At 40.1% G+C, this 14528-nt stretch carries 19 protein-coding genes and 1 pseudogene; 4 read left to right on the top strand and 16 right to left on the bottom strand.

What is annotated here, in order from left to right; all coding sequences use genetic code 11:
• Positions 1 to 694 precede the first annotated feature (694 nt).
• Positions 695 to 1204 carry a hypothetical protein gene (locus H735_RS04880; RefSeq protein ID WP_020198016.1) on the bottom strand — a complete coding sequence of 170 codons (510 nt, stop codon included), beginning with the start codon at positions 1202 to 1204 and terminating at the stop codon, positions 695 to 697.
• Between the two features lie 228 nt (positions 1205 to 1432).
• Here H735_RS04880 and H735_RS04875 point away from each other — a divergent pair, with 228 nt between their 5' ends.
• Positions 1433 to 1705: a type II toxin-antitoxin system TacA family antitoxin gene (locus tag H735_RS04875; protein ID WP_017420534.1), complete on the top strand. Its 273-nt coding sequence runs from the start codon at positions 1433 to 1435 to the stop codon at positions 1703 to 1705.
• Positions 1702 to 2199 carry a GNAT family N-acetyltransferase gene (locus H735_RS04870; RefSeq protein ID WP_020198017.1) on the top strand — a complete coding sequence of 166 codons (498 nt, stop codon included), beginning with the start codon at positions 1702 to 1704 and terminating at the stop codon, positions 2197 to 2199. Before H735_RS04875 ends, H735_RS04870 begins: the two co-directional genes overlap by 4 nt.
• Before the next feature lie 154 nt (positions 2200 to 2353).
• Here the strand turns inward: H735_RS04870 and H735_RS04865 are convergent, their stop codons facing one another.
• The 6 genes from H735_RS04865 to H735_RS04840 all read right to left on the bottom strand — a co-directional run bounded on the left by H735_RS04865 (position 2354) and on the right by H735_RS04840 (position 6331).
• Positions 2354 to 2767 carry a hypothetical protein gene (locus tag H735_RS04865; RefSeq protein ID WP_155399392.1) on the bottom strand — a complete coding sequence of 138 codons (414 nt, stop codon included), beginning with the start codon at positions 2765 to 2767 and terminating at the stop codon, positions 2354 to 2356.
• Between the two features lie 398 nt (positions 2768 to 3165).
• Positions 3166 to 3537 carry a P-loop nucleotide/nucleoside kinase family protein gene (locus H735_RS04860; protein WP_020198020.1) on the bottom strand — a complete coding sequence of 124 codons (372 nt, stop codon included), beginning with the start codon at positions 3535 to 3537 and terminating at the stop codon, positions 3166 to 3168.
• Positions 3538 to 4116: 579 nt separating this feature from the next.
• On the bottom strand, positions 4117 to 4572 hold the full coding sequence (locus H735_RS31560; protein ID WP_227741574.1) for a hypothetical protein: 456 nt from the start codon (positions 4570 to 4572) through the stop codon (positions 4117 to 4119).
• A gap of 151 nt (positions 4573 to 4723) precedes the next feature.
• A complete protein-coding gene (locus tag H735_RS04850; RefSeq protein ID WP_020198023.1) occupies positions 4724 to 4903 on the bottom strand; it encodes a hypothetical protein in 180 nt (59 codons plus the stop codon).
• Positions 4904 to 5217: 314 nt separating this feature from the next.
• Positions 5218 to 5772, bottom strand: coding sequence for a HEPN domain-containing protein (locus H735_RS04845; protein ID WP_020198024.1), 555 nt, complete (start codon positions 5770 to 5772; stop codon positions 5218 to 5220).
• Positions 5773 to 5923: 151 nt separating this feature from the next.
• The gene (locus H735_RS04840; RefSeq protein ID WP_020198235.1) at positions 5924 to 6331 is read right to left on the bottom strand and encodes a hypothetical protein; all 408 of its coding nucleotides are present in this window, start codon (positions 6329 to 6331) and stop codon (positions 5924 to 5926) included.
• Positions 6332 to 6614: 283 nt separating this feature from the next.
• On the opposite strand from H735_RS04840, the pseudogene H735_RS32060 reads away from it, so the two are divergent.
• Positions 6615 to 6879 (top strand): annotated as a pseudogene (locus H735_RS32060) (hypothetical protein).
• 740 nt (positions 6880 to 7619) lie between these two features.
• Here the strand turns inward: H735_RS32060 and H735_RS04835 are convergent.
• The 3 genes from H735_RS04835 to H735_RS04825 form a co-directional block, all read right to left on the bottom strand.
• Positions 7620 to 7964: a hypothetical protein gene (locus tag H735_RS04835; protein ID WP_020197352.1), complete on the bottom strand. Its 345-nt coding sequence runs from the start codon at positions 7962 to 7964 to the stop codon at positions 7620 to 7622.
• 191 nt (positions 7965 to 8155) lie between these two features.
• A complete protein-coding gene (locus H735_RS04830) occupies positions 8156 to 8515 on the bottom strand; it encodes a cell envelope integrity TolA family protein (RefSeq protein WP_020197351.1) in 360 nt (119 codons plus the stop codon).
• 139 nt (positions 8516 to 8654) lie between these two features.
• The gene (locus H735_RS04825; RefSeq protein ID WP_020197350.1) at positions 8655 to 9278 is read right to left on the bottom strand and encodes a DUF3885 domain-containing protein; all 624 of its coding nucleotides are present in this window, start codon (positions 9276 to 9278) and stop codon (positions 8655 to 8657) included.
• 205 nt (positions 9279 to 9483) lie between these two features.
• Between H735_RS04825 and H735_RS04820 the strand changes: the two genes are divergently transcribed.
• Positions 9484 to 9876 carry a leucine-rich repeat protein gene (locus tag H735_RS04820; protein WP_020197349.1) on the top strand — a complete coding sequence of 131 codons (393 nt, stop codon included), beginning with the start codon at positions 9484 to 9486 and terminating at the stop codon, positions 9874 to 9876.
• Between the two features lie 127 nt (positions 9877 to 10003).
• Here H735_RS04820 and H735_RS04815 read toward each other — a convergent pair whose 3' ends face one another.
• From H735_RS04815 to H735_RS04790, 6 genes are all read right to left on the bottom strand, one after another.
• The gene (locus H735_RS04815; protein WP_020197348.1) at positions 10004 to 10705 is read right to left on the bottom strand and encodes a hypothetical protein; all 702 of its coding nucleotides are present in this window, start codon (positions 10703 to 10705) and stop codon (positions 10004 to 10006) included.
• Positions 10706 to 10800: 95 nt separating this feature from the next.
• Positions 10801 to 11625: a hypothetical protein gene (locus H735_RS04810; RefSeq protein WP_020198034.1), complete on the bottom strand. Its 825-nt coding sequence runs from the start codon at positions 11623 to 11625 to the stop codon at positions 10801 to 10803.
• A gap of 222 nt (positions 11626 to 11847) precedes the next feature.
• Positions 11848 to 12465 carry a LysE family translocator gene (locus H735_RS04805; protein WP_027726856.1) on the bottom strand — a complete coding sequence of 206 codons (618 nt, stop codon included), beginning with the start codon at positions 12463 to 12465 and terminating at the stop codon, positions 11848 to 11850.
• A gap of 136 nt (positions 12466 to 12601) precedes the next feature.
• Positions 12602 to 13456 carry a DUF6602 domain-containing protein gene (locus tag H735_RS04800; RefSeq protein WP_020198032.1) on the bottom strand — a complete coding sequence of 285 codons (855 nt, stop codon included), beginning with the start codon at positions 13454 to 13456 and terminating at the stop codon, positions 12602 to 12604.
• A gap of 133 nt (positions 13457 to 13589) precedes the next feature.
• Entirely contained in the window at positions 13590 to 13868 is a 279-nt protein-coding gene (locus H735_RS31550) for a hypothetical protein (RefSeq protein ID WP_020198230.1), read from the bottom strand.
• A 214-nt stretch (positions 13869 to 14082) separates the two neighbouring features.
• Positions 14083 to 14528, bottom strand: a 446-nt coding sequence (locus tag H735_RS04790; protein ID WP_052268483.1) for a hydrolase, incomplete at its 5' end; no start/stop codon positions are given.

Raw genomic sequence — 14528 nt, 5'->3', positions numbered from 1 at the left:
GCATACCACCTTAACCACTAAAATCAACGCATAGTGAAAATGCCACGCGTTGCGAATCCCTCTTGAGCAGTTTGTTAGTCGCGAGGCACCGAGCGACAATTTTAAGCCGAACTAAACTTTGCGAACAACAAACTTTATGTGCTTCGATGCATTTAAGTCAGGCGTAGTCTCAAAGCGGCTACTCAATGAAACCACTTAGAACAAACAACGCCGCAGAAAACGGACTGACAACGCCAAAAAAGCCCTTTTGGAAAGCCAATCTCACAGTGCGGACTTTCAACAAAGCCACAGAAACTACGTGGAACTTACCACACCAGAGAAAAAATCATTTCAGCGAGTAAATCGGCTTTTGTACCAACAAACTCACCGAGCGGGGTTGCCACCAAAAACAGACTCTCGATTGCCCTGCTCTGTCAGCACCAAAGAACAAAACTACCGCTAGGACACTTGCAAAACTTGGACTCAAAACAGCTAAAGCTAAGTTCTAATGATCGACGATGAACCTGTGTATCAAACAAACTGCTGCTAAATTTTAAGCTCAGAAACATGATTTTGATTACTAGCTTTTTCTGGCGACTAACGCCCTGCTAAGGGGTGAGCAACGCAATACAAAAGCAGCCGCAAACCACCTTAATCACTAAATTCAACGCATAGTAAAAATGCCACGCGTTGCGAATCCCTCTTGAGCAGTTTGTTATGTGCGTTCTAAAGCGAACTTCGGCAGATACTTACCAATATCTTCATGGCTTATATAGCAATCAAACAACCTAGCTTTCTCCATGTTGTTATTATAAAAGAATTGAGGAGCAATTAGGATGGTTTGGAAGTCTGTATAGTTCTTGAACTTCTCTTTGTTCATCCATTGTTTAGCTCTTTGCGAATACATTTCCGCTTGATAATCCGTAAAGTGCCCGTCGGATAATTTGTTCTCTATGTGGAGAGCAACCCTGCCACCATCTTGCCCCTCAAGTACCACCAGAATATCTGTTTCGGATTGACGCCTTTCGGTCACTGTACCATTAGTTGCAGGATCAAGCCTTTCGAAGTCAATTGTTCCCCAAGGATGGTCTGAACGAGACCACAGGTACTTGTATCCACCACTTCTAAATTTCGTCTGATGAACGAACCATTCCAGAAAATCAGGATTGGTTTCAACTGCATTATTCAACACAGCATCTAACTCTTTCTCTGTGAACGTTACCATTTAGCCTCCAAGCACATAACGCCCAATTAAGGTGTGAGGCACGCAATACCGATGCCACCGCATACCACCTTAATCACTAAAATTAACGCATAGTAAAAATGCCACGCGTGCCGAATCACTCTTAAATTGTTTGTTAGTTTGCGTGCTAAAGTGACACAAGAATTGCTTATTGCACACTTTAAGACCATAATGCACATGTGACATTTTGACACAATAGGAGATAACATTATGGCTACTACTTTGCCCCGCATCACCGCTAGAGTTGATGTCGATACACAAGACTTACTTACTAAGGCTGCCGCGATCGCCGGCATGTCTAGCATCAACTCGTTTGTTCTAAGCGCTGCAATCGAAAAAGCTAAACAAGTCATCGAACGTGAACAGGCTTTAAAACTGAGCCAAGCAGATGCGATGTTGCTCATGGAAGCTTTAGATCGTCCTGCAACACAGAACTCAAAACTAAAAGCTGCTGCTGATCGATACGAGAGCAAAACCCAATGATGAATACGGTACTTCTAGATAAAGCTAAACACGATAGAAACCGATTCAACTGTGGCATCGAAGCTCTCAATAGTTACTTAAAAGTAATGGCGAGTCAGCAAGCAAAGAAGGACAACACCAGAACTTTTGTTTTGGAAGATGATAACGACAACTCACATGTTATCGGCTTTTACACGCTAACAATGACACCAATTGACTTAAAGGCATTGCCTGATAAGTTACAAAAAAAGCACCAATCATCCACCTCTGGTGGTCTGATTGCTCGCCTTGCTGTCGATGACCGATACAAAGGGAAAGGATTTGGTGAGTGGCTGCTTATCGACGCACTCAGAAAACTATTAGCAGCTAGTGATAGCGTTGCATTTCCAGTTGTTATCGTTGATGCCAAAGACGGAGCAAAACATTTCTATGAACGCTATGGTTTTCAAGCATTTCATGATACCGAAAACAAGCTCTTCATCACCATTGCAGATGTGAGAGCAAGCTTAGGCTAGTTAACCGCTAGCCTTTAGCAAACTAACGCCGCATTAAGGTGTGAGCAACGCACCCACGAAACCTAACCATACCACCGTAAACACAAAACCCAACGATGGAATGAAAAATGCCATGCGTTGGGAATCACTCTTAAATGCTTTGTTATGCTTATGTTTACTCTGAATCTTTTCTGTTGATCAATTCTGGTGGCATTTCGTCCATAACAAAAACAACTTTAGGGGCTGTAACGTCAAAATCTGGTTCGGGCTGAGCCGACTCACCTTGCTGAGTTTGTGCAGTCTGTTCACTACGGACGTTTTCTGGCATATTTAACTCCACTATTTTTGTTAAGGATAAAGCCCCTAAAGAAAGTGTCAGCAACCAAACTGAGAGTGCTATTTCTTTATGAGATTTTTGTAGCAATTTAGACTTTTCAGCATTAGCTGCTCTTGCGAGTTCAAGAGCATTTGAACATGAAAGCGATAGAGCATAATGGTTAGTAACTAAATCCCTACTTCTAAATTCACTGATAAAGTTATCGTCCAGAGGAAGTCGGGGCATATCGGTAAACTTTAATGCCCTAAACAAGAAACTCCAAGAAGAAAAAAAAGACACATACGTTAAGACAATAAGGCATAGTATCAACCACTTATACCATTCATTTAGAGGCATAATGACAGTCACAGATGCTGTAATAACGCAGTAAAGGCAGCAATCAATATTGAATATAAGCTAATGAATCGGCTAGCTTTTTCTTCGAGATTCTTAAAGCGTAAAATTTCCTCATCAAATGCACTTCTCGAATAGCTGTATAGAAATTCGTATTTATCGTTTTTCATTAAACCTCTTCAAATAAGCATAACGCCGCGTTAAGTGGTGAGCAACGCTACCACCCTACCTAAACCATTGTGCCGTAAACACTAAATTCAAAGCAAACCGAAAATGCCAAGCGTTGGGAATCCGTCTTAAACGCTTTGTTATGCGTATTATCCCACACGTACCAGACTGAGTTTTTCACTCGCTGCTGGAGCTTCAAAATACTGGGTCACATGATGAAATACAGCCTCTGTGTCAAACATAGCTCTTTCAGGTTGTTCTACTCGGCGCTTAGCAACTTGGGATAAACATTGCTCATCTGTTAAATCTAAATACCAAAGCTCATGTTCACTACCTACTTCGACACACAGTGATACGAACCAAGCTCTTTGCTTAATAGTATTCGCTGGAAAGTCCATGACAACGTTAGCCCCAACATTCAACAAACTTTGAACATGACTTTTAACGAAAGGCTTTATGAGATTTGAGTATTTAATGTAGTCGTCAAACGTTTGAATTTGCGAAGGATAATGAGCTGACAACTAGTCGTCTTCTGAAATTAGGACTGCATTATTTTCAGCAGCCACAACCTTAGATTTAGTCGATTTTCCTGCTCCCATCTTGCCACAGAAGAAGAACAGCTTGCCCTGATTTTCCATGTTTCCTCCATTTACGCATAACGCCCAATTAAGGTGTGAGGCACGCAACCACGACACTCATTTTAACCACCGTAATCACCAAACTTAACCCAAACTAAAAATGCCAAGCGTGCTGAATCACTCTTAAATTGCTTGTTAGGCATTCTATAGTTTATATGGAAGCACTGTTTTGCACTTGTGGCATTGAATCTGACTATATTTAGCAAGTTCACGCCTATCTGCTTGCAATCGTTCATTACAAACGGGGCAAGTACCTGACACTATATTTGGATTACCTCCAAAACTAATAGAGCCTCCTGCACCAAAGCCAATACCACTACCTTGTACAGAAATAGGCCCCTGAGTACTAATACCCTGCATAGATACAGCACCGCCAAAACCTTGAAAAGTAGTACCATCTACAAAGTTTTTACTGTTATCAGTTGCATGTAGATGTGTCTTCTCTGAATTAACGGTTGAATTTTAGAGCACATTAGTACTTCCATCTCTTGCTACGAAAGCTGAGATATCAGCGTGTACTATACTGCTACGTAATTCTTGGTAACTATTGTTTTCAGTTAAAACAGAGAACTCTTTTTGGTTACTACTGAGTGATGCTATAAATTGACTAGTCTTGGCTTCAAGGGTTGGAGACGATTCGATAGTTTTAGCAATTTCTTGGATAGCTTCTTCTAAGGTGGCAACTTTACTAACTAAATCATTAGCAGCTGAAATTTCAGCCCAAAGTTCTTCCAGCTGTGAATTAAAGGCTTTATCGCCTAGGTGACGGTCTAATGCAATTCCTGCTTGTTGAATACCCGGAATTGGTAGCATGCTTAAGCAAAATCCAAGAAACCTCATTGGTTCTTTAATCCCGTGTTTTTCCCACATTTTTCGAATGCAATTCGATGCTACTTCAATTGATTTGTTATCGCTCAATTCTCAATCTCCTCTTGATGCCTAACGCCCAATTAAGGTGTGAAGCACGCGACCACGATACTCAATTTGACCACCTAATCACTGAACTAAACCCAAACCAAAAATGCCAAGCGTGCTGAATCACTCTTAAATTGTTTGTTAGCTTACGGGGTTAATGGCTGGTGATGAACTTGGTAGGAATGAGTGGACTTAGGAAGAAGCCCAGAGAGCTTACACTCTCTAGGTTCAACCCTGAAGTTACACCAGTTGCGACAACACCAGAACAAACCGCACTCACCCCATTTACTACTGCTGAAGCGAAATACTTTACGTTTTGAACGAATCTTTCCATAAAACCTCCTCGTTTATTTGTCGGATGTGAAACTAACAAATTGTTGATGTAATTTAGTGTGATAATTACAAACGTGAGTCCGGTTATTATGTCCAGGGTGCTGAAGTGGAGAATTGAACTCCAAACCTCTGCCTAAATCCACTAGGGGATAATTCTATATAAAACTCGAATATAGTCAACAAGTTGAACTAGTAAGCTAACGCCCTGTTAAGGGGTGAGCAACGCAATACAGAAGCTGCCGCATACCACCTTAATCACTAAAACCAACGCATAGCGAAAATGCCACGCGTTGCGAATCCCTCTTGAACAGTTTGTTATGTGTAATGTTCGAAAAACTCTTTAGACAACTTTCGCCATATATTTGATAAGTTGTCCCAGCCCAGCACGTCGTTTGCGACCTGAAACTGAAGCACACTTGAACTAGACACTTTATCAAACAACAAGTCACTACCCTGCTTCCAGTGTTGCTCCAAATACTCTTTTTGCTTAGGCACTGGATATCTTCCGCTCCATACCACGCACTCTGTTAGATACTTAAAGATCTCGATTTCACTTTCAGACAATTTAACTTCAGCTGTATTTGCAAGGTTGTTTAGGTTGTGACTTGCCGGTGCAGGCTTTTTCTTAGCAACGCATATTGCTTTCAGCAAAGCTTCAAATGACATACCAAAAAGCATTTCATAAACGGGATTACATGCCACCGACATGCAAAAGCCTGAAGGAAAACCTAGATCTTTAGCTACATTTTGCTCGGCAGCCATAGTCGAGTGTAATGCGCCTGCTGAAGCAAACAGATCGGAAGCTTTGTTGTGCCACCATAATGGGGACTGCTTTCTTGTTTCAAATTCTATCGCATATAAGTCATTCAATTTCTAATACTCAAAATTACACATAACGCCCTGTTAAGGGGTGAGCAACACAATGCCGAAGCCGCTGCATACCACCTTAAACACTAAAACCAACGCATAGTGAAAATGCCACGCGTTGCGAATCCCTCTTGAACAGATTGTTAGCTGTGTACTACAACACTAGCATTAAAATCAAAGGTCCCAAAACTGCAACAACCATCATCAAAAACCAGAGATAAATCATCAATGATAGGTAGAGCGAAAATATCCCTTTTACAGCATTTTCCAGCTCGATACCTTTATTGTTCTGTAAAAAGTACGCTAACTCTGCCCTAGGAATGGAGCCTGCAACTTTTTGAAACTTAAGCTTCAAAAGCATAAGACCCATTGAGGTAGGTACACTAAGCATCAACAGATACAACATGTAAGACATGAAGGTGTTTTCGGGAGATTTGTTACCTGAAACTATAGCCGCAATAATGATGACTAAGAGTAGAGAGGAAAAACCGTTAAATGATGAAAAGACTGAGTCTCGCGTTTTAACATATAGCCAAAATAACGGCTTATCGATTATTTTCATTTGTTTCTCAAACAGCTAACGCCCTGCTAAGGGGTGAGCAATGCAATACCGAAGCCGCCGCAAACCACCTTAATCACCAAAGTCAACGCATAGTGAAAATGCCACGCGTTGCGAATCCCTCTTGAGCAGTTTGTTAGTCGCGAGGCACCGAGCGACAATTTTAAGCTGAACTAAACTTTGCGAACAACAAACTTTATGAGCTTTGATGCACTTAAGTCAGGCGTAGTCTAAAAGCGGCTAGTCAATGAAACCACTTGGAACAAACAACGCCGCAGAAAACGAACTGACAACACCAAAAAGCGCTTTTGGACAGCCAATCTCACAGTGCGGACTTTCAACAAAGTCGCTGAAACCACGTGGAACTTACAACACCAGAGAAAACGTCATTTCAGCGAGTAAATCGGCTTTTTTACCCAACAAACTCACCGAGCAAAGTTGCAACCAAAAACAGACTCTCGATTGCCCTACTCTGTAAGCACCAAAGAACAAAACAACCGCTAGGACAGTTACAAAACTTTGGACTTAAAACAGCTAGAACTAAGCTCTGATGATCGACGATTAATCAGTGTACCAAGCAAACAGCTGCCAAATTTTGAGCTCAGAAACATGATTTTGATTGCTAGCTTTTTCTGGCGACTAACGCCCGCTTAAGGGGCGAAAACGCTACCGCGTTTGAGTCCCTCTTAAAGCGATTGTTATACCGCCAACTATTTGGCTGATTTTACAACGAAAAACACACCTAACACCATCAACACGATACCAAGACAAATTGCAATATTATCCCCTCAGAAAGAATAAAAGATGAATCAATCCAAACACCATTTTTAATGCTGGGATAATTAGCAACACACCAATAGTAAAACGCCCTGTTGCGCGGACGTAGCGTGTGATGAATTTAAAATTAACACTGCTAACTTTGTTGATGAAATTTCAGCGAAAATCAGCCAAAGCCACAAAAAAAATGATTTATTTTCACGAATAAATTAACGCAAAAAACAACCAAAACAGCGTTCATTTTTTAAAGCAATTATTTTACTTAAATATTGCGATGACGTTATTTTGATGAATTTTTCACTTATTAAAAAATCAATTAACTTTTTTATAATGTTTTATTGTTAAAGAACTATTTCCGTTTTAAAACTTACAACAAGGAATATTGGTATAACGCCTTGTTAAGGTGTGAGGCACGCAATACCGAAGCTTCCGCATACCACCTTAACCACTAAAACCAACGCATAGTAAAAATGCCACGCGTGCCGAATCACTCTTGAACAATTTGTTAAGTGCATTACTCGCCACCTCCACCATCGTTAGAAGTGCAATCACCCGAAGAGTAGTGAGCAAAAGAGGCGACATCAAATCGTTGATTTGCTGGATCATACTTACATTTGTGAGATAAGTACTCTTCGAAACTTTCACTTCTGTGGAAGTCATCTTGCGACAAGTCTACACAATAAATAGCATATGCTAGTGTTACGTGCTTTTTCCATAATTTTGATCTTTCAATTGCATAGTCCACTTCTTCCTTAGAGTATCTAGTCTTTTTTCCATAAAAGAGAAGCAGTGGAATTAACTTCCTTGCAATGTACATAGCCCTACGGTGAAACAACCATGGTTCTATAAGCTTCATCATATCGCTGCTTCCTATCACAAAAAAATTACATGCAATTGAGTCATGTTGACATCGAATGCACTTAACGCCTTGTTAAGGGGTGAGCAACGCAATACCGAAGCCACCACATACCACCTTAATCACTAAATTCAACACATAGTGAAAATGCCACGCGTTGCGAATCCCTCTTGAACAATTTGTTATGTTCAAGGTTACTCTAAATCAATAGTAAGGTTAATATCCTGAAACTGTTTGAATTCTTCGGGACTTAAGCTAAGTAGAAAATCAAATGGAGAGCTATCCTTCACTGCTTTTTCGACAGCATTATCAAATGAGCGAAGCCCACTAGTTTTTAATAGCGAAAATTCAGTGACCTGCGCCTTATCATCAAGTTTGAAGTTGACACGTACGTCCAACCCAACATACTCATCTTGCTGATTCAATGCACCTTGTATGCGTTCTGTCATCATTGATGAATTGTGAATTAGCCTAGACTCCGGTGATACATGGAAACCCACACACCCAGCAACAAAAATCGATATGAATGCAATAAAGACTGTGTATCTCATCATTAACGTTCCTTGAACATAACGCCCTGTTAAGGTGTGAGCAACGCAATACCGATGCTGCCGCATGCCACCTTAATCACTAAATTCAACGCACAGTGAAAATGCCACGCGTTGCGAATCACTCTTAAACAGTTTGTTATATTCATTTGAACAAGCTATCCATATATTGCTTATCGTAATCGAGTAACAACTGGTTCTGATTTTGATAGAGGTCTTCTAGAGCCCATTTACTGCTGGCGGCAACATCTAGACCTCGGTCATCATAGAGGTGAAACATCAGTTCCTTGTCACAATTAATTATAAACAGTTGCCCTGCTAGGGTTGGTCCACGATCACCAAAGTCCCCGTCAATACAAGCCTGAATGATCGGTTTTATATTTAACTCTGACACGAACACATCGGAAATGGTTACTCTTTTCCAGCAGTGTCTTTTGTACTCTAGATCCTCGGTATAAATATCTCGATGTTCCGAAAACTCTAAAGCTTTACCACACAGAGGCTCGAACAGTTTAAAGAAGTAGTCACTTTTTCTAATTTTCTTCCGTCCATCGGAAAAAATTTGATAACAGACTTTGATCTTATCTGAAGGTTTAAATGCTGCTTCATAGATACTAAGTGCTCTACTCATCGCAATTTCAAAATACTCTTCATTATAATTTTTTCGGTTGTCATCCAACCATATGTCGACGTCATCAGGGCCTAACTCAAACCTCAAAGCAAACTCATTAAGATAGAAGACTGGTTTTTCTAGTTGTATGTTCATCATTATTTATCTCCAGTTTTCCCGATGAATATAACGCCCTGTTAAGGTGTGAGCAACGCAATACCGATGTCGCTGCATACCACCTTAATCACTTAAACCAACGCATGATGAAAATGCCACGCGTTGCGAATCACTCTTAAACAGTTTGTTAGTTGTATATTTCCCTAGTAGCATATTGATTTCAATAAGATTATTAAGGGATTTAACAATGACTACCCATACCCTAGAAGTAAATGACGTTAAGTTTGACAAAGAAACTGGCACGATCCTTTCTTACGAGGCTGATTATAGGGATATCGAAATACCTTCCCACTTTGACAACGTAGAAGTTCGTATCATTGGTCGAAATGCATTTTGCCACAATTGGATAACAAATATAATTCTGCCAAACACATTACAGCGACTAGAGTATGGGGCGCTTAGTATGAATTTTATAACTCATATCGTTGTTCCTGAATCTGTTGAATTTATTGGCGAATACGCTCTTTACATGGAAGATGCGGAGATAAAAGTCGACATACTAAATGAAAATGCCGATGTTGATTATTGTGCAATTCACTCACCAGAGTATTTAGACGAATTAGAAGAAGACGAATTCTGATGTACAACTAACGCCGCGTTAAGTAGTGAGCAACGCTACCACAAAACTTAACCAGACCACTGTAAACACGAAACCCAACGATGGAATGAAAAATGCCATGCGTTGGGAATCTGTCTTAAACGCTTTGTTAAGTGTTTGATGCCCAAGAACGTTTTTTGGTTATTTCCCATTCATCTTTTAGAATTTTTTGGAGTTCTACAGTAATACTTTCTATAACCTGATTATCGAGGGCTCTTTTATCTAATGCGCCCATATCTTGAAGAACCACATCTAAGTGATTGAATAGTGCCTTAGTCTGAGTATCTCCATTTTTGAATAACAACCTAAGCTTTGCATTGTGTTTATAAAAATCAGCGCGTTTCTGCATTAGAGTGTCATAAGATTCCTTTAGCTCGTCATATAGCTTTTTCACCTCTAACTCTGAATCAATTTTATCAAGCTCTTTTGTGCGATCATCAGCAAGGTTCCTAACCATAGTAAAGTACTGACATTCATGTATGACTTTGATTAAATCAGCTGCTGTACCACGCACCTCTTGCAGCCAGTGATGTCGAAATTCAGAGATTTTATCTTGATGCTCAGCATCTTTTGCCTCGTTTGCTAACGTAGTTTGCCTTTCTAACGCGTCTTGAGATAACTTATTTTGAGATTCAACTGATTTTCTATTACTACGGTAAGTAACTGTCGCCGCACATATCACAACACAAATCGTGACTAAGAAAGGAACATTAGCAAGAGCTATATCCACGAAGTTTTTTGATGATTGAACTAACTCTATTGGGATGACACTTTCTGCTTTGATTAATACATCCGAATCTATTTTTGCCACAATATTCTCCTAAAACACTTAACGCCGCATTAAGGTGTGAGCGACGCTTGGCTATACTTGAGCGAAGCGAAAACGCCAAGCGTTGCGAATCACTCTTAAATGCTTTGTTGTGCAATAGCTATATCGATGTCTGAAACTGTATGTATTTTTGTAGCTTCTAAACATATAGCCTTGTACGCCTCTTGATATCTTTTGTAAATATCATCATTTATATAATAGTTCCCGTCCAAGCACACTCTATTATTGTTTAAATTCCATACAAAAACTGAGTCACCATTTAAAAGACTAAAATCTAGAGACAAGCCTTCAAGATGCTTTTTCAAGCCTCGCTTAAGCTCAATTTCTTTCTTTTGGATATAGTAAATTGCGATATTGTGGTCTAAATGGCTTTCAATAATACCTTGAAGATCTTGCAACTCAGATAATGAGTCAACTATAAATATTTTAGTTATCGGGATATCTCGCCCAAGCGCTTTAGTATTCTGAATAGAAAGGCCAATAGTAGCCCAGTTTTCAGGAAATGCTGTTTTGTCATTTTCATAATTAACAGCAATGTACTCAGAGTTTATGTCCCAGCAAAGGTCTTTCCATGCTTGTGGGATAAGATCTCTTTCTATATGCCCTACGCAATATTTCGAGAGCGAGAAAGTACCTATTGTCTTGGAACGAAACTTTTTCTCATTTGTATCAATGAGTCCGCGCACTTGTTCGCTTAGGCTTTTTTTAAATGAACTCAGATAAACCAACTCCCAAGCAATTACGAGAAATAAAGAAGCGATAACTGAAAGCGCCGAATTTAGATATATGTCATCTTCATTTGACAGTGTAATGGACACACATATTAGACCAGCAGTTATAAAAATACCAATTACTACTTTCTTCCAAAAATCATCCATAGCATTGAGTACCCAACGTCGCATATAACCTCCTTGTGATTCCAGGGGCTATCTTATCGAAATCATATGTTCCCGACAAAAAAGACTACAAACAATGTGATGCGTAATGATTGTTCAATTGCACAACGCCCTGTTAAGGTGTGAGCAACGCAATACCGATGCCGCCGCATACCACCTTAACCACTAAAACCAACGCATAGTAAAAATGCCACGCGTTGCGAATCACTCTTAAACAGTTTGTTAGTTTTATTGCTGGCGACTCAGTAACAAGCTTGCTCCAGACATAGCCAAAAAAGTTGCACAACCTCTATTGAAGCGCTTTGCCATTTTCGGCTTCGTAAACCACTGCCTTAAGTACATTCCAAATATCGCATAAATCGATATTGCACCCATTTCTAAAATGAGGAACGTAGCCCCTAAAGCAAAGAACTGTTCATTTACACTCGCTGAAACATCGACGAACTGTGGTAGAAAGGCGGTAAAGATTAAGATCGCCTTTGGATTACCGGCGGCTAGCAGAAATTCTTGTTTAACCAAACCTAATCGGTTGCGAGTATTTTCTAGTTCAGAAACAGGACTTGCTTCCGAACGCCAAAGATTAAAGGCAATCCACAACAAATAAGTCGCACCCACAATTTTAATCGTTAGAAATAGAGTCTCAGAAGCATAGAGAACCACTGCTAAACCAGAAGCAGCCAAGGCAATCATCACAGCGAATGCAGCGATACGACCAAGTCCAGCAATAAAAGCGGACTTGAAACCGTAACAACGAGCATTGTTCATGGACAATAGATTGTTTGGACCAGGAGTCATATTGAGCGCAAAACACGCAGGTATAAAGAACAATAACTTCCAGATTTCCAGAATATTTCCTCCATAAAACTAACGCCCAATTAAGGTGTGAAGCACGCTGCCACATAACCCTACCGAAACACCGTAAACACTGAACTCAAGGGAAACAAAAAATGCCAAGCGTGCTGAATCACTCTTAAATTGTTTGTTAGCTTTGTTTTAGGTCTACCGCAGTACAATTTAATTGATCGCTCAAATGTAATGTCAGCTCAGGATAAAGTACGGTTGTGTCTTCGATTGCCATCGTCAAATAGCGAACAAATAGTGCAATATGGCTATTCGGAGATATAGCAGTTCTAAGTTGAACAGGCAGTACCGTACCATTAGGTTCGACTGGATACATCCAAGGTCGAGAATCAGTATCTTTGTATAGGTATGTTCCTGACTTAATTGATACGACCAAGTTTACGCGATGCCGAGGCAAAGAGTCATTCCATGATTTATTGACTTTAGCCGCCAAAAGGTTGTGAGTACATTTTACTTCGTCGCACAACAAGAAAGTAACAATTTGATCTCTAATATCTTCCTGTGGATTAAACTGTTTTTCTGTATTTGGTCGACATGTAGCAATCGCCGCATTGGATATTTGTTCCCGCATAATCTTGATGTTGCTTAGTTTCTTAAGCGCATCATTCAAAACAGCACCGTCTACTTTTGACTTAACTTCACCTACAGCTATTACCGATTCAATCGGGAAAAAACGCTGCCCCTCAGGAGTATGAAAGTAAGGCGTGTATTCTTTATGATAAATAATCACATCACACTGGTGACTAATAGATCCGTTTTGACCGATGACGAAACCTTGAGATACGCCATAAATATCAGGAAGGAATGTACCAAGAAACGTTCTAATACACGATTCCCTATGCATACCAAACTCCCCGGGATGGATCAGTTGGTTAGTTGATTCATCAAAAAACACATTTTGTGCATTGTCAGAAAAGTCATTTACAAATGCTTGAATCTGAGCAGAAAGAAGCTTACCTATAATACTTGAACTCATTTTTTCCTCTAAAAGCTAACGCCCTGTTAAGGGGTGAGCAACGCAATACCAAAGCCGCCGCATACCACCTTAAACACTAAAACCAACGCATAGTGAAAATGCCACGCGTTGCGAATCCCTCTTGAACAGTTTGTTAGGCGACATTTCTACGTTTAACTTCTTTCTTATACGAAGATTCGTTGTATAGCCAAATAGCCCAAAATGCGAAAAACATCCCGATCGTGTAAATTGAGTAATTAAGAGCATTATCCGATAAGAAAATCGTAATGCTTACCGCGTCAGAAGATGGATAAAGGAAAATAACATTAAAAATCATGTACAAAATGGCTGTGACGAAAGTGGTTCTGAAAAGCCAATTTAAACATCCTTTCTTTCGCGATTTTTGCCAATTATCAAATGCTTTACCATTCATTAATCCACTCCTTTTCTGTTAACTGAAGCTAGATTCACGCCAAGATACTATCACTACTCTATCGTTTGTCTCATGTCGTCTAACGCCCTGTTAAGGGGTGAGCAACGCAATACGAAAGCTGCCGCATACCACCTTAATCACTAAAACCAACGCATAGTAAAAGTGCCACGCGTTGCGAATCCCTCTTGAACAGTTTGTTATGTGCGTGCTTACGTTATGCACCAAACTGTTTTATACGCTTAGCGCCAATAAAAAACTGATACTTACTTTGTTGAAGTAAGTCTAAATGGCGCTCAAACATGGGTACGCCATTGGATAAAGAAAGGTGGTAGACGAGTCCATTACCGACATACACCCCAACGTGTGCGCCGTATGAGTCAGTAGAGTCGTTGTACATCATGATATCTAGCGGCTTAAACTCAATAACCACCTCACTAAACTCCAAGTCATCCCACAATTCACTAGAACGGTAGTTAGGTGGATTTAGACCGAAGTCTCTGAGCAGGTTATAAGCAAAGACCTGACAGTTAGCTCCAAGCGTTAAGTCTGAATCATCTTTGCAACCCGGAATGCGGGATGAAACGTATCTTACATTTTTGAATCTGTCGGGAATATCCATTTCCATTTTCTCCCAAAGCACATAACGCGCAGTTAAGGTGT

Source organism: Vibrio owensii CAIM 1854 = LMG 25443 (assembly GCF_000817815.1).
GTDB lineage: Bacteria > Pseudomonadota > Gammaproteobacteria > Enterobacterales > Vibrionaceae > Vibrio > Vibrio owensii.
This window is presented reverse-complemented; position numbering and strand designations above follow the sequence as displayed.